We start from the raw sequence: 19,380 nt of genomic DNA, 5'->3' as shown, positions 1-19,380 counted from the left end.
TGCATCGCTTTCGGCGTGCGACCCGCCAGCCGGGCAGCGGCGCCTTTCGACGGGAAGCAGTACCACGATACGCCGTGCGACGACGCGGCAGGAGGAGACATGAAGAAGATGATCGCGGCGGCGCTGATCGGCGCGCTGTGGGGGAGTGCGCATGCGCAGTCGAGCGTGACGCTGTTCGGCCGGATCGGCGGCGGCGTGCGCTGGGTCAACGGGTTGCCGGGCGGCAGCCAGGTCGGGTTCAACAACAACATCATCGCGGGCAACGAGTTCGGCATTCGCGGCAAGGAAGATCTGGGCAGCGGGCTGAAGGCGCTGTTCGTGCTCGATGGCGCGTTCAACAGCGGCACCGGTGCGCTGAAGACATCCGGCACGTTGTTTTCGCAGGCCGCGTATGTCGGCCTGGCCGGCGACTTCGGCCGCCTGACCCTCGGCCGCCAGTTCAACGCCGCGGAAGATCTCGGCATCGCGCTCGATCCGCTCGGCGGGCGCGGGCAATCGCTCGCGGTCGAGCCGGGCGTGCTGTTCGACGGCAACTTCTTCACGCTCGACTCGCGCTTCAACAACACGATCAAGTATCTCGGGCAGGTGGGCGGTTTGCGGTTCGGCGCGAACTATTCGCCGGGCGGCGTGGCGGGCAGCTCGCATGCGGGCGCCAGCTATTCGACGGCCGCGATGTACACGTATTCGGATCTGATGGGCGGCGTGTCGTACGCGAAGACGTATAGCCCGGACGGCTCGCAATCGGCGCAGACGATCCAGGCGGGCGGCACGCTGCAGCTTGGCCGTGCGCGCTTCTACCTGAGCTACGCATCGCTGAACGTGAGCGCGAACAAGGCGGGGGCGCCGTCGCGGCGTGACGATATCCCGTCGTTCGGCATCGTCGTGCAGCCGCTGCCGTCGGTGCAGCTGAGCGCGGCCGCGTTCTACGACCGCGCGCGCAATCTCGGCAACGTGTCGGGTGCGGACGGCCACAAGCTGACGACCTACGCGATCGCCGAGTACTTCCTGTCGAAGCGCACCGAGCTGTATGTCGAGGTCGATCGCAACGGGATGACCGGTGCGTACATGCGCGACCCGGCGACGATCGCGGCGCTGAACCTGCGGCGCGGGGCGAGCGCGACGACCGGTGTGTCGATCGGCCTGATGACGCAGTTCTGAGTTTTTTTCAACGATCTTTCAGGAGTGTGATTCGATCATGCGTACTTCATCCCGACTGGCTGCGGCGCTGCTGACGGCGGCAGGCTGGACCGTCGTCGCCCACGCGCAACCCGATGCCGCGAGCGCGGCGCTCCCGCCACCGGCGGAGACGGCCGTGCAGGCATCGGCGCAGGCGCCTGCGTCGGCCGACCTGTCGCCGGCACAACGCAAGGCGGCCGACCGCAAGCTGAAACGCCGCGTCAGCACGGCGCTCGCACGCACGAAGAACCTGAACGTCACGCGCATCCTCGTGCGGGTGCGAGACGGCAGCGTGACGCTTAGCGGCTCGGTCACCGATACGAACCAGGTGAATCTCGCGGCGGCGGTTGCGCGCCGCGTCGACGGGGTCGCGTCGGTGTCGAACCTGCTGCGCATCGATGGCCAGCAGCCGTGATCGCCCGGCACAAGGTCGCTTTCCTTCCACTACGAGACATGATTCGATGCGAATTCATCGACGCTTTACCGCTACCCGGCGCACTCGCCGGCTGGCTGACGCTTTCGTGCTGGCCGGCGGGCTCGCGCTCACCGCGATCGCGCCCGCTGTCCCCGCCGCAACCGACGCCGTCACCCCGAGCATGATGCAGGGCTTCCCGCCGCCGTCCGGCCAGGTCGTCAACAAGACGAACGCATTCACGCCGGCGCGCCTGCGCTGGGCGTTGGGCAATACGCGGCTGCTCGCGCCGACGGCCGGCATCCGGCACGCGGCCGCGCCGATGCTGTTGCCCGAGCAGCCGGCATCCGGCCTCGACACGCTGCCCGTGACGATCGGCGGCGAGACGCTGACGCTCGACGCATACCTGCGCGCAACGCATACGGACGGCTTCATCGTCGTGCAGCGCGGTCGGATCGTCTACGAGCGCTACTTCGACGGTTTCCGGCCCGACCAGCCGCACGCATGGGCGTCGATGACGAAATCGGTGACGGGCCTGCTGGCCGCGCAGATGATCGAATCCGGCGTGCTCGACGCGGGCGCGCCGCTCGCGCGCACGGTGCCGGAACTCGCCGACACGCCGTTCGGCGGCGCGACGCTGCAGCAGAACCTGGACATGGAAGTACCGACCGCGTATGCACCAGGCATCCCGCCCGATCTCGGCCTGTTCGGCGCCGTCGGGCTGGTGCCGCACCGTGAAGGCGCGCCGGCCAGCATCGCTGACTTCCTGCTGACCGTACAGCGTGTACCGGACGTGGCGCCCGGCAGCGCGTGGTTCTATCAGAACGGTTCGCCGGAAGCCGTCGCGTGGGCGATGCAGCGCGCGACGGGGCAGTCGTGGAGCGCGCTGGTCGAACGGTGGCTGTGGCGCGATTTCGCGGAAGACGATGCGTACGTCGTCGTCGACCGCAATGCGATGGCGATGGCGAGCGGCGGGTTGTACACGACGCTGCGCGATGCCGCGCGCTTTGCAGAGCGCGTGCGCACCGGGTTCGGCGGCGCACGCGGCACGCTGCCGGCCGCGACGATTCGTGCGGCACTGCAGCCCGCGCCCAACGCGGCGCTGTTCGCGAAGGGCAACGTGATCGCGGGCAAGGACGGCTATGCGTATCGCGACTACTGGTACCAGGTGAACGACGGCGACGGCTCGTTCGCGGCGGCGGGGCGGTTCGGCCAGTCGATTCTCGTCGAGCCGAAGACCGCACTGACGATCGTCAAGTTCTCGTCGTCGCCGGACTTCGCGCCGCGCGCGCTCGATGCGCAGGGCGCAGCGACACGGCCGCGCGCGGCGCTCGAGCGCGGCGATGCGCTGAGCTCGGTGGCACGCGCGGTCGCGGAGAAGCTGCGGTAACGCAACCGCGCCCGCCCAGGCTTACCGCTCGATCTGCCGGTTCCAGCGCGTATCCCACTGCGCGCGGCGCGCATTGATCGCGGTCCAGTCGACGACCGTCACCTTGCGCACCAGGTCGTCGACGTTGCCGAGGCTTTGCTGCATCGCGGCGGGCATCTTCGCGACGCGGTTGGTCGGGATCTGCCTGCCGGCCTCGGCAGCCTTCGTCTGCGCGGGCGCGGACAGCAGGAATTGCGCGAGCTTCTGCGCCAGCTGTGGATCGGGATTGTTCGCCACCACGCACAGGTCGACGAGCAGCAGCACGGGGCCTTCCTTCGGATTCGCGTACGCGACCGGGATGCCCTTGTCCTGCAGGTCGCCGACGCCGGTCGGTGTGAGCGGGAACAGGCCGGCCTCGCCGGTCTGCACCATCTCGGAGATCTTCGCCGAGTTCGGGATGTACTCGACGACGTTCGGCCCGACCGTGCTCGCCCACTTGCTGAAGCCGGGCTCGACGTTCTGCTCGCTGCCGCCGAGCAGACGGTTGATCGCGAGGAAGCCATGCAGCCCGAACGTGCTGCTCGATGCCGACTGGAACACGACCTTGCCCTTGTATTTCGGATCAGCGAAATCCATCCACGACGTCGGCGGCGCCCAGCCTTTTTCCGCGAACAGCTTCTTGTTGTACGCGATGCCGGTCATCCCGAGCTGCACGCCCGCGCCGACATCGTCCTTCATCCGCGCGAACGGATACAGCTCCTTGAGCACCGGCGAATCGTCGAGCTTCTGGCACACGCCGAGGCTGACCGCGCGCGCCATCACGCCGTCGTCGAGGAACGCGACGTGGATCTGCGGCTTGTTGCGGTTCGCGAGCAGCTTCGCGAGCACGTCCGACGACGTGCCGGGCACCACGACGACCTTCACGTTGTTCGCCTTCTCGAAGTCGGGCAGCACCTGGCTCGTATAGGCCTTCTCCATCGGGCCGCCGTTCATGCCGACGTAGATCGTCTTCGTTTGCGCGAACGCGGGCGCATTCGCGCCTGCGATGCAGAGGGCGGCGGCCGCCGCGATCGTTCCGAGCAGTTTCATTTGTGGGTCTCCTCTTGGGGGAAAGGGGCAGTCGGCGTGGCTTGCGGTGCAAAACGGCCGATCGAGAACGCATCGAGCGGCGTGGCGGTTTCGCCGGTCGTGACAAGATCGGCGAGCACGTCGCCGACGCCCGGCGCGAGCAGGAAGCCGCCGCCGGAAAAACCGAATGCATGCAGCAGGCGCGGCGTCGTGCGGCTCGCGCCGATGATCGGGTTGTGGTCGGGCGTGCAGCCTTCGACGCCGCTCCACGTGCGGATCAGCAGCGCGTCGCGCAGCGCGGGCAGCAGTGCGCAGGCGTCGCGCATCACCGCGCGCGTCGTATCGACCGACGGCTGGCCGAACTCGCCGTCGCCGCGGCCGCGCCCGCCGCCGATCACGCAGTTGCCGCGCGCGACCTGCCGCGCGTACACGCCGCCGCCATAGACGCCGAGGTTGTGCGTGATGAACGGCGGCAGCGGTTCGGTCACCCACATGTTCGGGTAGATCGGCTCCATCGGCACGGCTTCGCCGAAGCGCTCGGCGATCGTGTTCGCCCACGCGCCGGCCGAATTGATCAGCCACGTCGCGCTGCACGCGCGGCCGCCTGCGTGGAAGTGGAAGCGCGAGCCATCGTGGTGAACGTCGCCGATCGGTGTGTGCTCGAATACGTCGGCGCCCGCCGCGCGGGCCGCGCGCGCGAACGCGGGCGACACGAGGCGCGGGTTCGCATGGCCGTCGGTCGCGCACAGCGAACCGCCGAGCGCCGCGCGGCCGAGCCACGGATAGCGGCGGCGGAACGCGTCGCCGCGCATCACCTGCAGCGGCAGGCCGTGCTCGCCGGCGAGCGTCGCGTACGCGTCGAGCGCGTCGAGATCGGCGTCGCTGCGCGCGAGTCGCAAGTGGCCCGACACGACGAATTCACCGTCGATGCCGATCAGCTCGGGCAGGCGATCCCAGATGCGCCGCGCGCGCAGCGCGAGCGGCAGTTGCTCGGCCGGGCGGCCCTGGCAGCGCACGCCGCCGTAGTTCACGCCACTCGCCTGCGCGCCGCAGTCGCGCCGCTCGAACAGCCCGACGCGCAGGCCGCGCCGTGTCAGCGCCAGCGCGGCCGATGCGCCGACGAGGCCGCCGCCGACGATCGCGACGTCGTAATGCCGGATCTCACTCATCGCGCGCCTCGTCGGGAATCGCCGCGACATCGTCGCCCGCGAGCGCGGCCGAGATCGGGAACGGCTTCACGGGCGGTTGCACGCGCAAGCGGCCGATGTCGGCAAGCGGGCGGCCGGTTTCGGCAGCCAGCACGAGCGCGGCCGCGTCGCCGCACATGCGGCCCTGGCAGCGGCCCATCCCGACCCGCGTCAGCGCCTTCAACCGGTTCAGTTCGGTCGCTGCGCCGCCACGAATGCAGCGGCGCAGCGTGCCCGCGTCGACCTCCTCGCAGCGGCACACGATCGTGTCGTCGGCGCAGCGCGCAACCTGCTCGACGGGCAGCGCGAACGCCGCTTCGAGGCCCGCGCGGAAGGCGCCGATGCGCGCGAGCGTGCGTTCGAGCGTTGCCGCATCGGGCTTGCCGGACGGCGAGGGCGATGCGATGCCCGCGTCGGCGAGCAACGCGAGCGCCGCGCGCCGGCCCGACGCTTCCGCCGCGTCGGCACCCGCGATGCCCGCGCCGTCGCCCGCGACGTAAATCCCGCGCACCGACGTGCGGCCGGCCGCGTCGCGCTCGGGCAACCATGCACGGTTGACCGGGTCGAAACCGAACCGGCAGCCGGCAAGATCGGCGAGCTGCGTTTCCGAACGCAGGCCGAAGCCGAGACCGAGCGCATCGCAGTCGAGCATGCGCGGCTGCGCATCGGCGCCGGCCGCGCGCCACGCGAGGCCCGTCACATGTTGCTCGCCGAGCACGCGCTCGAGCGTGACCCCCGTTTCGATCGCGACGCCGCGCGCACGCAGCCAGCCGATGTAATAGAGCCCCTTCGCGAGGATCGACGGCATGCGCAGCAACGCGGGCGCGGCGGCGGCCTGGCGACGCAGCGGGCTCGTGTCGAGCACGGCCGCGACCTGTGCACCGGCCTTCGCATACTGGTACGCGACGAGATACAGCAGCGGCCCCGTGCCCGCGAACACGATGCGTCGGCCGATCGCGCAGCCCTGCGCCTTCAGCGCGACCTGCGCGCCGCCGAGCGTATAAACACCTGGGAGGGTCCAGCCCGGCACGGGCAGCATGCGGTCGGTCGCGCCGCTGGCGACGATCAGGTGTGAATACGGCACGGTCACTTCGTGGCCGTCCTGCAGCGTATCGACGCGGCCCGCACCGCATGCCCAGGCGAGCGTGTCCGGCCGGTAGTCGACGTGCGGCAGCAGCGCGGCCATGGTCCGGTGTATGGCGTCGGCCTTCGCGGCCTCGAACCCGTACAGCGTGCGCTTGCCGCGTGCGAAAGCGCCGTTCGCCGGCGGTTGCCGGTAGATCTGCCCGCCCCAGCGCGCGTTCTCGTCGATCACGACGGGGCGCAGTCCCGCGTCGACCAGCGCCTCGGCCGCGCGCACGCCGGCCGGGCCTGCGCCGACGATCACCGGTTGGAGTGCGTCGGTCATTGCGTGTCTCCGGCTGCAACGGGCTGCACGCCTGTGAGAATCCGCATGCCGTCGGCGATCGGCGTCGAACATGCGCGCACGCGTGCGCCTGCCTCGGTGCGCACCCAGCAGTCCTGGCACGCGCCGATCAGGCAGAAGCCCGCGCGCGGCAGGCCGCTGAATTCGCTGATGCGCACGCGGCGCTGCGCGACGAGGATCGCGGTGAGCACGGTGTCGCCGGCAAGGGCCTGCGCGGGGTGGCCGTCGAGCGTGAACGCGATCGCGGCACGCTCGCGCTCGGCGACGCGCACGAACTGCGCGCCGTCGTCCACGGGTTCTATTGAACGGGAAACGGAAGTCATGGTCAGTGTTGGCCGATCAGAATGCGGTTCAGGCCGTACACGCGATCGAGCAGCAGCATCGCGCCGGCGGTGATGAAGATGACGAGCGCCGACACCGACGCCATCATCGGGTCGATCGACTCGGTCGCATACATGTACATGCGCACGGGCAGCGTGACCGTCTGCGGCGACGTGACGAAGATCGACATCGTCAGCTCGTCGAAGCTGTTGATGAACGCGAGCAGCCAGCCGCCGGTGATGCCGGGCACGATCATCGGCAGCGTGATGCGGCGGAAGGTCGTCCACGGGTCCGCGCCGAGCGAGCACGCGGCCTGCTCGATGCTGCGGTCGAGGCCGGCGACGGATGCGAGCACGAGCCGCATCACGAACGGCGTGATGACGATCATGTGCGCGAGCACGAGCCACGCGAACGAGCCGGTCGCGCCGATCAGCGCGAAGAAGCGCAGCAGCGCGATGCCGAGCACGAGGCCGGGAATCACGAGCGGCGACAGCAGCAGCCCGTTCAGGAACGCGCGGCCGGGAAACGTCGCGCGGCCGATGGCGAGGCCCGCCGGCAGCGCGATCGCGAGCGACAGCGTCGCCGACGCGAATGCGAGCTTCAGGCTGTTGAAGAACGCGGTGACGAAGTCGGGGTAGTCGAGGATCGCGCGGAACCAGCGCAGCGACAGCCCGTGGGTCGGCAGTGTCAGCGTTTCGTCCGGCGTGAACGCGACCAGCACGACGATCGCGAGCGGCGCGAGCTCGAACACGATCACGAGCGTGTGGAACGCGAGGGCGAGGGGGCCGTTCTTTCTCATCGGGATGCGCCTCCGAGGCTGCGTGCGTAGCGGCGTTCGAGCACGCGGTAGTAGGTGAGCATCACGACGAGGTTCGCGATCAGCAGCAGCACCGCGATCGTCGCGCCGAGCGGCCAGTTCAGCGAGCCGAGGAATTCGTCGTAGACGGCCGTGGCCGCGACCTTCAGCCGGCGTCCGCCGAGCAGGCCCGGAATCGCGAACGCGCTTGCCGACAGCCCGAACACCATCAGGCTGCCCGACAGCACGCCCGGCATCAGTTGCGGCAGCACGATGCGGCGCAGCGTCGTGAACGGCGACGCGCCGAGCGACAGCGCCGCGTGCTCGGTCTGCGGATCGAGCCGTTGCAGCGCGGTCCACACGGGAATCACCATGAACGGCAGCATCACGTGTACCAGTGCGATCACGATCGCGAAGGTCGTGTATTCGAGCTTGTACGGCCCGAGGCCGACGAGCCCGAGCGTCCGGTTCACGAGTCCGCTCGTGTTCAGCAGCATGCTCCAGCCGAACGCGCGCACGACGATCGACACGAGCAGCGGCGCGAGGATCGCGAGCAGGAACAGCGAGCGCCACGGGTCGCGCATTTTCGACAGCACGTACGCTTCCGGCGTGCCGACCGCGACACAGATCGCGGTCGTGAGCGCGGCGATCCCGAACGTGCGCAGGAAGATCGTGTGGAAGTACGACGAGCCGAGCACTTCCGCGTAGTTGCCGAACTGGAACGCGGGGATCGCACCCGTCGCCGGGTCGAAGCGGTAGAACGTCAGCACGAACGTCATCGCGAGCGGCACCAGCACGAGCGCGGCGAACAGCGCGAATGCCGGCGCGCACATCAGCCACAGCGGCGCATGCGCACGCCATGTCGCGCGCGGCGCGCGTCCGGCGGCGGCGCGTGCCGGCGCGCCATCGGGCGGGGCCGGCTGCGCGAGGCCGGCCGGTACGCCGTCGGTGGTCAGCGGGCGGGTGGGCTGTCCCATTCAAGCCTCCCTGCTCATCACGCGTACCGCATCGCTGTGCCAGTCGATGCCGACCGGCGCGCCTTCCGCGAGCGGCTCCGCGCCTTCGTTCTGGCAGCACACGAGCACTTCGCCGAGCGCGCTGTCGACGCGGTACAGCCACTGGCTGCCGAGAAAGAAGCGGCTCGTGACGGTCGCGGCGAAGCGGCCGGCATCGGGCGCGCATAGCCGCAGTTTCTCCGGACGGATGCAGACCGACACGGCATCGCCGACGCCCATGTCGCGCTCGCGCGGCGGCAGGTGCGCGGCGTGGCCGGTTTCGGCGAGGCCGTGGCCGAGGTCGATGCGGATCGCGTCGCCGTCGTGCGCGACGATCGTGCCGGGCAGCAGGTTCGCCTTGCCGATGAACTGCGACACGAAGCGGGTTTCCGGGCGCTCGTACGCACGGTACGGCGTGTCGGTCTGCGTGATGCGGCCGGCTTCCATCACGACCACGCGATCGCTGATCGACAGCGCTTCCGACTGATCGTGCGTGACCATGATCGTCGTCGTGCCGATCTTGCGCTGGATCGCGCGCAGCTCGAACTGCATGTCCTCGCGCAGCTTCGCGTCGAGGTTCGACATCGGTTCGTCGAGCAGCAGCACCGGCGGCTCGATCACGACCGCGCGCGCAATCGCGACGCGCTGCCGCTGGCCGCCCGACAGCTCGCGCGGAAAGCGGTGCGCGAGCGCATCGAGGCGCACGAGCGCGAGCGCCGCGCGGATGCGCTCCGTGCGCTCCGCCTTGTCGACGCCGCGCATGTCGAGCCCGAAGCCGACGTTTTCCGCGACGCTCATGTGCGGAAACAGCGCGTAGCTCTGGAACACGATGCCGAGCCCGCGCCGGTTCGGCTTCAGATGCGTGATGTCCTGCCCGTCGAGCGCGATGCGCCCGCGCGTGACGTCGACGAAGCCGGCGATCATCTGCAGCGTGGTGGTCTTGCCGCAGCCCGACGGCCCGAGCAGCGACACGAATTCGCCTTGTTCGACCGACAGGTTGACGTCGGCGACGGCGGTGAGGTCGCCGAAGGTTTTCGTCAGATCCGTAAGCGTGAGAAACGACATGGGAAGCTCCGGGTTCGCACACCGCGAGGCCGGTGTGCCAATGACGCGGACTCTAGCCAGCCATATTTCGGAGCGTCAATTTCGAATTCTGCTGAACGGGATGAATTTCTGAAAAATTCCGATGATCGGAATAGATCGAAGCGCGGCACACAAATCGTTCCGCTGGATGACGGGTGGCAGAACCGCAAATCGCACGCGTCAATCCCGTGCACACCCGGATGCCCGCGGAATTTCGGCCGGACGAAAATGGCGGCTAGCGTATTCCGTTCATTGAAATCATCGAGGAGAGCCGGCATGCAGGAACCCCATTCGGCCGGAACGTCGCCCGCCGCAGGCGCGGCGCACCCGGACGAGGACGTCGCCGATGCGGCCGGCGCGCCGGGCACCGGCATGCTGCAGCGCGCGTTCGCGATCCTGCGTGCGCTGGCCGGCATGCAGCAGGACGGCGTGCGCGTCACGCATCTCGCGAAGGCCGTCGGCCTCACGCAGGGCACCGCGCACCGGATCCTGCAATCGCTGATCGCCGAAGGGATGGTCGAGCAGGATGAGCAATCGAAGTTGTACCGGCTGAGCGTCGACTTCTTCGCGCTCGCCGCGCAGGCCGGCAACCCGAGCAGCATGCGCACGCTGTGCCGCCCCGCGCTGCTGCGGCTGTGTGCGAGTCTCGGCGAGACGATCTTCCTGCTCGTGAAGAGCGGCTTCGACGCGGTGTGTCTCGACCTGTGCGAAGGGCCATTCCCGATCCGCTCGTTCACCGGCGATATCGGCGGGCGCATCGCGCTCGGCGTGGGGCAGGGCAGTCTCGCGATCCTCGCGTTCCTGCCCGAAGCCGAACGCGAGGAAGTGATCCGCTTCAACGTGCCGCGCATTCGCGGCTATGGCGTGCTCGACGAGGTGTACCTGCGCACCGAGATCGAACGCGTGCGGCAGCTCGGCTACGCGGGCCGCAACAGCGGCGTGCTCGACGGGATGGCCGGCGTCGCGGTGCCGATCCTCGATCGCACCGGGTATCCGGTCGGCGCGCTGAGCGTCGGTACGCTTGCGTCGCGCCTCGGCGACGACCGGATGCCGATGGTCGTCGAACTGCTGCGGCGCCAGGCCGATGCGATCGGGCCGCGCACCAACCCGTTCGACGCCGCGCTGCGGCGGCCGATGCACGGGCTGTCAGGGAAAACCGCATAGGCGCATCACGCGTCGCCGTTTCGTCAGCTTGCTTACGCGAGCCATTCACGTCTGAGCAAAGCGCGCCGCGTCCAGCGGACTTGCGCGCTTTCGTTTCTCTTGCAGGGACGCACCGTCCCCGCTCATCTCGCCACCATTCGATTTTCAACTGCTCGCCAGTTGAACATTTCATTTCTTGATGTGATTGCGGCTGGATACCATCCAGCGACTGTCTATACAACCCGGTCGGCGCGGATGGGCAGGATCAAAAAAACACAACACATCGATGAACAGGTTTGGAGAGGAGAAGACGGAGATGGTGCGAATGAAGGGTGGGAAGACGGGCGCCGCAGGCGTGGGCGCAGCGGTCGCAATGCTGTTTGCGGGCGCCGCGCACGCGCAGTCGACGGTGACGCTGTACGGGATCGTCGACGCGGGCGTGACCTACACGAACAACGCGAAGGGCCATGCATTGTGGCAATTCACGGGCGGCAACGAATCGGGCCCGCGCTGGGGCTTGATCGGCACCGAGGATCTCGGCGGCGGGCTGAAGGCGAACTTCCGCCTCGAGAACGGCTTCAACGTCGCGAACGGCGCGCTTGGGCAGGGCGGCCGGATGTTCGGGCGATCGGCGTGGGTCGGCCTGAGCGGCGCGAACTGGGGCGCGGTGACGCTCGGCCGCCAGTACAACTCGACGCAGGACATCCTCGGCTCGCTGCAGATGAGCAGCTTCCTCGCGCAATACTCGACGCACCCGTTCGACAACGACGACATCAACAACACGTTCCGCACCAACAACGCGGTGAAGTACGTGTCGCCGACGATCGCGGGCCTGCAGGCGAACCTCGTGTACGGCTTCTCGAACTCGACCGGCTTCGCGAACGACAACAGCTGGAGCGCGGGCGTCACATACGTGAACGGGCCGCTCAATGCGGGTGCCGCGTATGCGCGCGTGAACCATCCGGCGGTCAGCACGAGCGGCGCGGTTGCTTCGGATAACTACTATCCGGCGTCGGAGTCGGTGTTTGGCGCGAGCCTCGGCAACGCGATCCGCCAGCAGATCTGGGGCGCGGGCGGCAGCTACGCGATCGGGCCGGCCACGCTCGGCCTGCTGTATACGGGCTCGAACTTCGGGCAGGCGACGGGTGGCGCGCTGCGCTTCAACAACTACGAAGGCAGCCTGCGCTACATGATCACGCCGGCGCTGATGGCGGCGGCCGGTTACACCTATACGCAGGTCGCGCGCGCCAGCGACAGCGGCCACTACCACCAGGTATCGGCAGGCGTGCAGTACCTGCTGTCCAAGCGCACCGACGTGTACGTGAACGGCTTCTACCAGAAGGCGTCGTCGGGTGTCGGCCAGGCATGGATCGACGGCACCGACAGTGCGTCGTCGACGACGTCGCAGGTGGCGGTGGTGGTCGGCATCCGCCAGAAGTTCTGATGTTCTGACGCATACGCGCGTCTTCCGGAGGAGGCATTCATGAAACTCAAACTGTTGCTGGCGGCGTTGCCGTTCGTCGGGATGTATGCGGGCGGCTCGCTCGCCGAGGTGCGGCCGATGCTGTTCGGGCTGCCGTTCCTGCTCGTCTGGAACCTGGTCTGGATGGCGGCCACGGCCGCGATCCTCGCGATCCTGTTCCATCTCGACGAGCGCGACGCGGCCCGCGCCGGCCGCCCGGGAGACGCGCGATGAACGCTTCGATCATCATCATCGCGGCGTTCGCCGTGTTCGCGCTCGCCATCGGCGTGATGGCGCGCCGCGGCCGCAAGCTCACGCTCGAGCAGTGGGCGGTCGGCGGGCGCGGCTTCGGCTCGCTGCTCACGTTCCTGCTGATGGCCGGCGAGGCGTTCTCGACGTTCTCGTTCCTCGGTGCGAGCGGCTGGACCTACAGCAAGGGCGTGCCCGCGTTCTACATCCTGTCGTACGGCTGCCTCGCGTTCGTGATCGGCTACTGGATGCTGCCGGCCGTCTGGCGTTACGCGAAGGAGCGCGGGCTCGTATCGTTCGCCGACTACTTCGCGTCGAAGTACGACAGCCGCGCGATCGGCGTGCTGGTGTCGGTCGTCGCGGTGTTCGCGATGGTGTCGCTGCTGATGATCCAGTTGCGCGGGCTCGGCGTGATCGTGTCCGAGATGTCGTACGGGCTGATCCCGCAAGCGGCCGCGATCTGGATCGCCGCGACGCTGATGGCCGTGTACATGGTCGTGTCGGGCATCCACGGCTCCGCGAGCATCGCGATCTTCAAGGACGTGCTGATCCTCGCGATCGCGATCTTCCTCGGCCTGTATCTGCCGATGCATTACTACGGCGGCCTCGGCGAGATGTTCGCGAAGATCGACGCCGCGCATCCCGAACTGCTGCGCATGCCGGAGCACGGCTTCAACCTGAGCTGGTACAACTCGACGATCCTGCTCACGTCGCTCGGCTACTACCTGTATCCGCACGGCTTCACCGCGATCTACGTCGCGAAGGACGAGCGCGCGCTGCGCCGCAACGTGATCCTGATGCCGTTGTACCAGGTGCTGATCGCGTTCCTGTTCCTCGTCGGCTTCGCGGCCGTGATGACCGTGCACGGGCTCGAAGGCGCGCAGACCGATCTCGCGCTGCTGCGCCTCGTGAAGCAGACCTTCCCCGCGTGGTTCGTCGGCGTCGTCGGCGGCACGGGCCTCCTGACCGCGCTGGTGCCGGGTTCGCTGATCATGCTGAACGCATCGACGACGATCGCGCGCAACATCTACCGCGAAGGTTTCGCACCGAACGCGACCGACCGCGAGGTGACGCGCGTCGCGCGGATCGCGCTGCCGATCTTCACGCTGGTGGTCGTCTACTTCGTGCTGCGCGGCGGTGCGACGTTCGTTACGCTCGCGATCTTCTCGTCGAGCCTGCTGACGCAGCTCGTGCCGATGCTCGCATCGAGCTTCCTGAAGCGACCGTTCGGCACGCGTGAAGGTGCGTTTGCGGGCATCGCAGCCGGTGCGATCGTGATCGCGATGACGAACTACTATGGCGTGACGCTCGCATCGCTGTTCCCCGGCGCGTCGAACACGCTGACGTCGATCAACCCCGGGCTCGTCGCGCTCGCGGTGAATGCGGTGGTGTTCATCGTGATCAGCGCGGGGCAGCGCAAGCTGAAGGCGCGTATTGCCGCGCCGGTCGGTTCGGCGTGACCGATTTTCATGCCGCTGGATGGCAACAAGATCAATCGAATGACAACAGGACACTGTGCGATGACTACCGAGGACAAGCGAGACGACAACCGCGAAGCGATCGACACGCTGATCGCGAATGGCTGCGTGATCACGATGGACCCGCAGCGGCGCGTGATCGAGAACGGCGCGGTTGCGGTGAACGGCGATCGCATCGTCGCCGTGGGCAGCACCGATGAATTGCAGGCGCGCTACCGTGCCGAGCGCACGATCGACGCGCGCCGCAAGGCCGTGCTGCCGGGCCTGATCGATGCGCATGCGCACGCGGGTCACGCGATGCTGCGCACGATCGGCGGCGCGGACGGCGATGCATGGTCGGCCGCGGCCGAAGCCATCTACACGCGCGCGTCCGACGAGGCGTTCTGGGAAGCAGAATCCCATCTCGCCGCGCTCGAACGGCTGAAGGCCGGCGTGACGACGGGCGTGTCGCTGCTCGGCGGCGGTAATTCGATCATGCGCGTCGACGATCCGGTCTATGCGCGTCGCCATTGCGACGCGGTCGTGCGCACCGGTACGCGCTCGATCGTGGCGGTCGGCCCGTCGCGTCCGCCCGCGCCGCGGGCTTATACGCGCCACACGCCGGACGGCAGCGATACGCGCGACATCGATTTCGACACGATGTATGAAGTGTGCGAGCGCATCATCGACGAATGCCACGACGATGCCGATGGCCGGATCCGCATCGCGCTCACGCTCCCTGTGTACGGACCTGAGCACGACTCCGAACTCGCACGGTACGAGCGCGATTTCCGCGACCAGGCCGCACGTTACGGCGCGCTGGCGCGTGAGCGCGGGCTGACGTTCACGCAGGACGGCCACCGCGCAGGCACGCTCGCGTTCGCGCATCGCGAGCTCGGCTTGCTCGGCCCGACGTCGTTCATGTCGCACAGCATCGACCTGACCGACGACGACATCGCGGCGTGCGTCGAGACGGGCACCGCGATCGTCCACAACCCGAGCGCGATCATGTCGATCATCGGGCGCTGCCCGGTGCCCGAGCTGATCGATGCGGGCGTGACGGTGGCGATCGCGTCCGACGGCGCGGCACCGGATCGCGGCTACGACATGTTCCGTCACATGTGGCAGTGCATGCATTACCACCGCCGGCATTTCCGCGACCCGGACGTGCTGCCGCACGGCAAGGTGCTGGAGATGGTGACGATCGACGCGGCGAAGGCGCTGTCGGTCGATCACGAGGTCGGTTCGCTGGAAACGGGCAAGCTCGCCGACATCATCCTCGTCGACCTGTTCCGGCCGCACATGATGCCGATGAACATGCCCGTGTATCGCGTGACATGCTTCGCGAACGCGGCTGACGTGTGCATGACGATGGTCGGCGGAAGGGTACTGATGGAGGATCGGCGCGTGTTGTCGGTCGACGAAGGCGCGGTTCTCGACCGCGTGAACGAAGTCGCGGAAATCACGATCGAGCGCAGCGGGTTGCGTCATTTGCTCGACGAGCCGAAGACGCTGTGGGGGCGCAGCCGCTATTGATTAACAAAAGTTGACGCGACGGGCAGAACTCTTTTCGGTGTTATGGCGACTAAGGAATCGCCATATTGATAGGAGTGGATATATGAACTTGAGGATTCCTCTCGCCGCTGCCGCGCTGATCCTCGCCCAGGCCGCATGGGCCGCGGGCCCCGCGCCCACGAAAACATGGACGATGAGTGCAATCCCCGGCGATCGCGCGGCGAGCGACGCGTTCACCGCAATGAAGAAAGGTCACGCAGTGCCGGCATGGGTGACGAACGGCACCGAATCTCCGGGAACCACCGTCGTGTTCGGCGGGCACGACGTCTACGTGATGACTGCCTGCAAGCCGCACAACTGCGGGTCGGAGCGCATCGCGGTGCTGTACGATCCGCAGAAGAAGGTGATGTACGGCGTGCTGTCCGTCGCGGGTCCGAAGGAGGGCGCCGAGAAGCTGACTTGGCTCAATATCGGCGGCGGGAGCGAATCGATCGACGGACGGACGATTCTGTATGCGGCACTGACGGGCAGCCTCGAGAACCACCCCGACGCGTTCAATTACAAGTGACGCCGGCCGATTGACGGCCTGTCACGCATCAATCGCCATCGTTGCGCGACTGAACTGGCCGAGGCGAAGCAGGGGCGTCGCGCACTCGTGCGCGGCGCCCCTTTTTGCTGGCGTGGCTCGGTCGGCGTGCAGCAGCGAAGGTCAACGACGGTAGATGAATTCCAGGTCGGTCGCTTCACCGACCTTGAAATCGTAAGTGCCGACGCGCTTGAAACCGGCCTTCTCGTAGAAGGCGATGGCCTTCGCGTTGCCGGACCACACGCCAAGCCAGACCGGGCCGGGGCGTTCCGTTGCCAGATAGTCCAGTGCGGAGTCGAACAATGCGCGCCCGGCGCCGGTCCCTTGCGTGCCTCGCCGAAGGTAGATCTGATGGATCTCCCCCGAATCGTCCGCCACGTCCGGGTGCGGAAGCTTGCACGGCCCCGCGTGCGCATACCCCACCAGCTGGCCGTCGTCGCTTTCGGCGACCCACGTGCGGCACAGGGGATCGTTGAGCTGGCCCGTGACCGCTTCTACCGAGTAGGTTTCGGCCTCGTACGCGGCCAGATCGTGCGGCGGGTAGTCGATATTGAATCCGTCATGCAGAAAGGTTTCGCGAAACGTGTCGCGCTTCAGTTCGGCAAGCGGGACGGCATCGGACGGTGTTGCAACGCGGATCAACATGAAGAATGGCTCGGTTCGTGGGTCGGGCGGACAGTGTATCCCGGGTGACATCAGGCCGGTGTGTGCGCGGTCGATCCGCATGCGTGGCGCCGCTCTCCATGCCGGTCGGCCCGGGGCTCGCGACCCGGACCGACGCCAACGCCGATGCCCACGCATCGCCCCTGCTAACCGGCGATCGTCGCAGTCGGACGCACGACGATCTCATTCACGTCGACATCGGCCGGTTGCGCGATCGCGTATGCAATGGCCGCCGCGATCGCTTCCGGCTCGAGCGCGATGCTGCGGTATCGCGTCATCGCTTCGGCGGCGACCGGATCCGTAATGGTGTCGGCCAGCTCGGACGTGACGACACCCGGACAAATGCTCGTGACGCGCAGCTTGTCGTTCTCTTGCCGCAGGCCATCGGAGATCGCGCGCACCGCATACTTCGTCGCGCAATAGACGGCGGCCGTCGGCGACACCCGCAGCCCGCCGATCGACGACACGTTGACGATCTGTCCGAACCCCTGGCGATTCATCACCGGCAGTGCGGCCGCGATACCGTACAGCACGCCCTTGATGTTGACATCGACCATGTGGTCCCATTCGTCGACTTTCAGCGACGCCATCGGCGAGAGCGGCATGACGCCCGCGTTGTTGACGATGACGTCGACCTGTCCGTACTCGGCGAGCGCTGCTTCGACGAAGGCGGCGTTGTCGTCGCGACGCGTCACGTCGAGCGGGCGCCATGCCGCGGTGCCGCCGCTGGCGCGAATGTCGCCGGCCAGCGCGGCCAGACGGTCGGTGCGACGCGCGCCGAGCATGAGACGGGCGCCGCGCGCGCCCAGATAGCGGGCGGTGGCCTCGCCGATGCCGCTGCTTGCGCCCGTGATCAGTACCACTTTCCGTTCGATGTTGTGGCTAGTCATGTCCGTTCCTCGGTTCGGGGGTGAAGAGCCGACAGCATCTCGCGGAACGCGCCATCGCCGTTATCCTGCGAGTCCGCATTTCTTGCACGATTCTCCGAATATGCGGCGGATGCGATGCGGGCCGCGATCCGCCATGCGACACTCGCGACATGGAACATATCGATGACCTGGCGGCGCTGATCGCGCGCCATGCACCGGCGGACGGTGCAGTCGACACGGCGATAAAGGGTCTGGGCCTGCTGCGCTCGTCGGCGGCGACGGAGCCGGTGCATACGCTCTACGAACCCTCGTGCTGCATCGTCGCGCAGGGGCGCAAGCGCGCGGTGGTCGGCGGTCGCGAGTATCAGTACGATCCGTCGAACTATCTGATCGTCGGCCTGGACTTGCCGGTCATCGGGGCGGTGATCGAGGCCAGCGCGCGCAGGCCGTATCTCAGCGTGCGCTTGCCGCTGAACCGCCAGGCGCTCGCCGACATGCTGATGCACGATTCGACGAAACCCGATCGCGGCCCGGCGCGCGGTTCACCCGCAATCGCGGTGGAAGCGGCGACGCCGCACCTGATCGATGCGGCGTCGCGGCTGCTGCAACTGCTCGATACGCCCGACGACATCCCCGCGCTCGCGCCGCTGGTCGAGCGCGAGATTCTCTATCGTTTGTTGCGCGGGCCGCACGCCGGCATGTTGCGTCAGATCGCGTATCAGACCGGCCGTATCAGCCGGATTCAGCGCGCGATCGCTTTCATTCGCGGGCACTTCGCCGAAGAATTCGCGATCGACGAACTGGCCTCGCTCGCGGACATGAGCGTGTCCAGTTTCCACGCGCAATTCAAGGCCGCCACGCATATGAGTCCGCTGCGCTTTCGCGCGCAGATCCGCTTGCAGGAGGCGCGTCGCCTGATGCTGACGGAAGGGCTTGGGGCGGCGGAAGCCGGGTTTCGCGTCGGCTACGAAAGCCCGTCCCAGTTCAGCAGGGAGTACGGGCGCCTGTTCAGCACGCCGCCCAAGCGCGATGCGGCAAAGCGCAAGGCATTGGCGCTCGCCTGACCCGGCTGTCGTGACGATTCGAGCAGCGGTCACGCATTCTTGCCGATGCCGGTGGTTGACCGCCGACGGACATGCTAGGATTTCCGTCAAACAACTTCGGAGACTGCCATGCCGTTCATCTGCGAAAACGTTGCATGCCGCGCTGTGCTGGCTCGCGGGCAGGTCAGGCCCCATCAAGAGGACGCGGGGTGGTGCTTCTACTGCCCGGACTGCAAAACCAGGAATGAGTTGATGTATGTCGACGTGGCCGGTGGCGCCGTCGAACTGGTTCAGCCGGAGCGAGCGAGTCCTCCGCACAAGGTTGTTGCAACGGCCCGGCCGTTGCAGGACGGCAAATACGCCGCGCAGTTGAGCGTTCAGCGGGCGCTCGCCGTCAGGGGAACGTATGCGGCCGAAGAACACTGGGATGAGCTCGGTGTGTTCGGCGATGCGCAGGAAGCCGTCGCGCACGCGAAGTCTTTCGCAACCGACTTGTTGCAGCGAGCGGCGTAGTCTCGCCATTCGATGCTGACGGGCCGTGCATGTCGCGATCGTTCGCG

Annotated in this window: 20 protein-coding genes; 11 read left to right on the top strand and 9 right to left on the bottom strand. The window is 67.7% G+C overall.

Annotated elements, in window-relative coordinates; genetic code table 11:
• Positions 1 to 99 precede the first annotated feature (99 nt).
• The 3 genes from BCO18175_RS02280 to BCO18175_RS02270 are packed head-to-tail and all read left to right on the top strand — an operon-like array spanning position 100 to position 2,978.
• Positions 100 to 1,158: a porin gene (locus BCO18175_RS02280; protein ID WP_174979164.1), complete on the top strand. Its 1,059-nt coding sequence runs from the start codon at positions 100 to 102 to the stop codon at positions 1,156 to 1,158.
• A gap of 37 nt (positions 1,159 to 1,195) precedes the next feature.
• Entirely contained in the window at positions 1,196 to 1,591 is a 396-nt protein-coding gene (locus tag BCO18175_RS02275; protein WP_174979163.1) for a BON domain-containing protein, read from the top strand.
• 46 nt (positions 1,592 to 1,637) lie between these two features.
• Positions 1,638 to 2,978 carry a serine hydrolase domain-containing protein gene (locus BCO18175_RS02270; RefSeq protein ID WP_174979162.1) on the top strand — a complete coding sequence of 447 codons (1,341 nt, stop codon included), beginning with the start codon at positions 1,638 to 1,640 and terminating at the stop codon, positions 2,976 to 2,978.
• A gap of 21 nt (positions 2,979 to 2,999) precedes the next feature.
• On the opposite strand, the gene BCO18175_RS02265 is transcribed toward BCO18175_RS02270, so the two are convergent.
• From BCO18175_RS02265 to BCO18175_RS02235, 7 genes are read right to left on the bottom strand one after another with little or no spacing between them, the layout of a single operon-like run.
• Positions 3,000 to 4,046 (bottom strand): ABC transporter substrate-binding protein, encoded by a 1,047-nt coding sequence (locus BCO18175_RS02265; protein WP_174968170.1) that lies wholly within the window; start codon positions 4,044 to 4,046, stop codon positions 3,000 to 3,002.
• Complete coding sequence (locus BCO18175_RS02260; protein WP_174979161.1) at positions 4,043 to 5,194, bottom strand: NAD(P)/FAD-dependent oxidoreductase; 1,152 nt, start codon at positions 5,192 to 5,194, stop codon at positions 4,043 to 4,045. The genes BCO18175_RS02265 and BCO18175_RS02260 overlap by 4 nt, the downstream gene beginning before the upstream one ends.
• Positions 5,187 to 6,620, bottom strand: coding sequence for an NAD(P)/FAD-dependent oxidoreductase (locus BCO18175_RS02255; protein ID WP_174979160.1), 1,434 nt, complete (start codon positions 6,618 to 6,620; stop codon positions 5,187 to 5,189). The genes BCO18175_RS02260 and BCO18175_RS02255 overlap by 8 nt, the downstream gene beginning before the upstream one ends.
• Positions 6,617 to 6,961 (bottom strand): (2Fe-2S)-binding protein, encoded by a 345-nt coding sequence (locus BCO18175_RS02250; RefSeq protein ID WP_174979159.1) that lies wholly within the window; start codon positions 6,959 to 6,961, stop codon positions 6,617 to 6,619. The genes BCO18175_RS02255 and BCO18175_RS02250 overlap by 4 nt, the downstream gene beginning before the upstream one ends.
• Before the next feature lie 2 nt (positions 6,962 to 6,963).
• A complete protein-coding gene (locus tag BCO18175_RS02245) occupies positions 6,964 to 7,758 on the bottom strand; it encodes an ABC transporter permease (RefSeq protein ID WP_174979158.1) in 795 nt (264 codons plus the stop codon).
• On the bottom strand, positions 7,755 to 8,732 hold the full coding sequence (locus tag BCO18175_RS02240; RefSeq protein WP_174979157.1) for an ABC transporter permease: 978 nt from the start codon (positions 8,730 to 8,732) through the stop codon (positions 7,755 to 7,757). The genes BCO18175_RS02245 and BCO18175_RS02240 overlap by 4 nt, the downstream gene beginning before the upstream one ends.
• Positions 8,733 to 9,815 (bottom strand): ABC transporter ATP-binding protein, encoded by a 1,083-nt coding sequence (locus BCO18175_RS02235; RefSeq protein WP_174916126.1) that lies wholly within the window; start codon positions 9,813 to 9,815, stop codon positions 8,733 to 8,735.
• 294 nt (positions 9,816 to 10,109) lie between these two features.
• On the opposite strand from BCO18175_RS02235, the gene BCO18175_RS02230 reads away from it, so the two are divergent.
• The 6 genes from BCO18175_RS02230 (at position 10,110) to BCO18175_RS02205 (ending at position 16,227) form a co-directional block, all read left to right on the top strand.
• Positions 10,110 to 10,997, top strand: a complete 888-nt coding sequence (locus BCO18175_RS02230) for an IclR family transcriptional regulator (protein ID WP_174979156.1) — start codon at positions 10,110 to 10,112, stop codon at positions 10,995 to 10,997.
• A gap of 295 nt (positions 10,998 to 11,292) precedes the next feature.
• Positions 11,293 to 12,420 carry a porin gene (locus tag BCO18175_RS02225; RefSeq protein ID WP_174916124.1) on the top strand — a complete coding sequence of 376 codons (1,128 nt, stop codon included), beginning with the start codon at positions 11,293 to 11,295 and terminating at the stop codon, positions 12,418 to 12,420.
• Between the two features lie 39 nt (positions 12,421 to 12,459).
• The gene (locus BCO18175_RS02220; protein ID WP_174979155.1) at positions 12,460 to 12,672 is read left to right on the top strand and encodes a DUF3311 domain-containing protein; all 213 of its coding nucleotides are present in this window, start codon (positions 12,460 to 12,462) and stop codon (positions 12,670 to 12,672) included.
• The gene (locus BCO18175_RS02215; protein ID WP_174979154.1) at positions 12,669 to 14,147 is read left to right on the top strand and encodes a sodium:solute symporter family protein; all 1,479 of its coding nucleotides are present in this window, start codon (positions 12,669 to 12,671) and stop codon (positions 14,145 to 14,147) included. Before BCO18175_RS02220 ends, BCO18175_RS02215 begins: the two co-directional genes overlap by 4 nt.
• Before the next feature lie 60 nt (positions 14,148 to 14,207).
• Positions 14,208 to 15,680: an amidohydrolase family protein gene (locus BCO18175_RS02210; protein WP_174979153.1), complete on the top strand. Its 1,473-nt coding sequence runs from the start codon at positions 14,208 to 14,210 to the stop codon at positions 15,678 to 15,680.
• Between the two features lie 82 nt (positions 15,681 to 15,762).
• On the top strand, positions 15,763 to 16,227 hold the full coding sequence (locus BCO18175_RS02205; protein WP_174979152.1) for an Ivy family C-type lysozyme inhibitor: 465 nt from the start codon (positions 15,763 to 15,765) through the stop codon (positions 16,225 to 16,227).
• A 141-nt stretch (positions 16,228 to 16,368) separates the two neighbouring features.
• Here BCO18175_RS02205 and BCO18175_RS02200 read toward each other — a convergent pair whose 3' ends face one another.
• Positions 16,369 to 16,890 (bottom strand): GNAT family N-acetyltransferase, encoded by a 522-nt coding sequence (locus BCO18175_RS02200; RefSeq protein ID WP_174979151.1) that lies wholly within the window; start codon positions 16,888 to 16,890, stop codon positions 16,369 to 16,371.
• Between the two features lie 164 nt (positions 16,891 to 17,054).
• Positions 17,055 to 17,798 (bottom strand): SDR family oxidoreductase, encoded by a 744-nt coding sequence (locus BCO18175_RS02195; RefSeq protein WP_174979150.1) that lies wholly within the window; start codon positions 17,796 to 17,798, stop codon positions 17,055 to 17,057.
• A gap of 20 nt (positions 17,799 to 17,818) precedes the next feature.
• Between BCO18175_RS02195 and BCO18175_RS02190 the strand changes: the two genes are divergently transcribed.
• Together BCO18175_RS02190 and BCO18175_RS02185 are read left to right on the top strand one after the other, a co-directional pair.
• Positions 17,819 to 18,841: an AraC family transcriptional regulator gene (locus BCO18175_RS02190; protein ID WP_254607944.1), complete on the top strand. Its 1,023-nt coding sequence runs from the start codon at positions 17,819 to 17,821 to the stop codon at positions 18,839 to 18,841.
• Positions 18,842 to 18,949: 108 nt separating this feature from the next.
• The gene (locus BCO18175_RS02185; protein ID WP_174916118.1) at positions 18,950 to 19,333 is read left to right on the top strand and encodes a hypothetical protein; all 384 of its coding nucleotides are present in this window, start codon (positions 18,950 to 18,952) and stop codon (positions 19,331 to 19,333) included.
• Positions 19,334 to 19,380: the final 47 nt, after the last annotated feature.

It is taken from the genome of Burkholderia lata (assembly GCF_902499335.1).
GTDB lineage: Bacteria > Pseudomonadota > Gammaproteobacteria > Burkholderiales > Burkholderiaceae > Burkholderia > Burkholderia lata_B.
This window is presented reverse-complemented; position numbering and strand designations above follow the sequence as displayed.

Coding starts and splice junctions, on each gene's coding strand:
- BCO18175_RS02280 (WP_174979164.1), top strand. CDS start 100: ATGAAGAAGATGATCGCGGCGGCGCTGATCGGCGCGCTGTGGGGGAGT.
- BCO18175_RS02275 (WP_174979163.1), top strand. CDS start 1,196: ATGCGTACTTCATCCCGACTGGCTGCGGCGCTGCTGACGGCGGCAGGC.
- BCO18175_RS02270 (WP_174979162.1), top strand. CDS start 1,638: ATGCGAATTCATCGACGCTTTACCGCTACCCGGCGCACTCGCCGGCTG.
- BCO18175_RS02265 (WP_174968170.1), bottom strand. CDS start 4,046: ATGAAACTGCTCGGAACGATCGCGGCGGCCGCCGCCCTCTGCATCGCA.
- BCO18175_RS02260 (WP_174979161.1), bottom strand. CDS start 5,194: ATGAGTGAGATCCGGCATTACGACGTCGCGATCGTCGGCGGCGGCCTC.
- BCO18175_RS02255 (WP_174979160.1), bottom strand. CDS start 6,620: ATGACCGACGCACTCCAACCGGTGATCGTCGGCGCAGGCCCGGCCGGC.
- BCO18175_RS02250 (WP_174979159.1), bottom strand. CDS start 6,961: ATGACTTCCGTTTCCCGTTCAATAGAACCCGTGGACGACGGCGCGCAG.
- BCO18175_RS02245 (WP_174979158.1), bottom strand. CDS start 7,758: ATGAGAAAGAACGGCCCCCTCGCCCTCGCGTTCCACACGCTCGTGATC.
- BCO18175_RS02240 (WP_174979157.1), bottom strand. CDS start 8,732: ATGGGACAGCCCACCCGCCCGCTGACCACCGACGGCGTACCGGCCGGC.
- BCO18175_RS02235 (WP_174916126.1), bottom strand. CDS start 9,815: ATGTCGTTTCTCACGCTTACGGATCTGACGAAAACCTTCGGCGACCTC.
- BCO18175_RS02230 (WP_174979156.1), top strand. CDS start 10,110: ATGCAGGAACCCCATTCGGCCGGAACGTCGCCCGCCGCAGGCGCGGCG.
- BCO18175_RS02225 (WP_174916124.1), top strand. CDS start 11,293: ATGGTGCGAATGAAGGGTGGGAAGACGGGCGCCGCAGGCGTGGGCGCA.
- BCO18175_RS02220 (WP_174979155.1), top strand. CDS start 12,460: ATGAAACTCAAACTGTTGCTGGCGGCGTTGCCGTTCGTCGGGATGTAT.
- BCO18175_RS02215 (WP_174979154.1), top strand. CDS start 12,669: ATGAACGCTTCGATCATCATCATCGCGGCGTTCGCCGTGTTCGCGCTC.
- BCO18175_RS02210 (WP_174979153.1), top strand. CDS start 14,208: ATGACTACCGAGGACAAGCGAGACGACAACCGCGAAGCGATCGACACG.
- BCO18175_RS02205 (WP_174979152.1), top strand. CDS start 15,763: ATGAACTTGAGGATTCCTCTCGCCGCTGCCGCGCTGATCCTCGCCCAG.
- BCO18175_RS02200 (WP_174979151.1), bottom strand. CDS start 16,890: ATGTTGATCCGCGTTGCAACACCGTCCGATGCCGTCCCGCTTGCCGAA.
- BCO18175_RS02195 (WP_174979150.1), bottom strand. CDS start 17,798: ATGACTAGCCACAACATCGAACGGAAAGTGGTACTGATCACGGGCGCA.
- BCO18175_RS02185 (WP_174916118.1), top strand. CDS start 18,950: ATGCCGTTCATCTGCGAAAACGTTGCATGCCGCGCTGTGCTGGCTCGC.